The sequence below is a fragment of the Natranaerobius trueperi genome (assembly GCF_002216005.1).
Taxonomy (GTDB): domain Bacteria; phylum Bacillota; class Natranaerobiia; order Natranaerobiales; family Natranaerobiaceae; genus Natranaerobius_A; species Natranaerobius_A trueperi.
Genome location: NZ_NIQC01000099.1, coordinates 1 through 392, shown reverse-complemented (window position 1 = coordinate 392; position 392 = coordinate 1). Strand labels below are relative to the sequence as shown.

Genomic DNA, 392 nt, shown 5'->3' with positions numbered 1-392 from the left:
TCTTTTGACCTTTTGATCGCCTGCTGGGCGTTACGATTCGGTCTGAATCCAAAGCTACTATCAGAAAATATCGGTTCAAATATTGGTTGAAGTACTTGTACTAGTGACTGTTGTACCATGCGGTCCACGACTGTTGGGACTCCAAAAGTCTTACCCCACCATCAGGTTTAGGTATTTCTACTCGTCTGACTGGATGGGGGTTGTACTTCCCACTTCTCAAACTCTCTAGAAATTCATCCTTGTTCTCTTTTAGATAAGGCATTAGCTCATCGACTGTCATCCCGTCAACACCTGCCGCACCTCTGTTTTGCTTTACTCTTTTGTAAGCTGCATTTAAATTTCCTGTGTGTAGTAATTTATCAAGTAAACTTTCTGCACCGTCTTTCTCGCTA

General features: G+C 42.6%; 1 pseudogene. It reads right to left on the bottom strand.

Annotated features, from left to right (window positions below):
* Nucleotides 1–392 (bottom strand): annotated as a pseudogene (locus CDO51_RS13995) (group II intron reverse transcriptase/maturase); the annotation flags it as partial.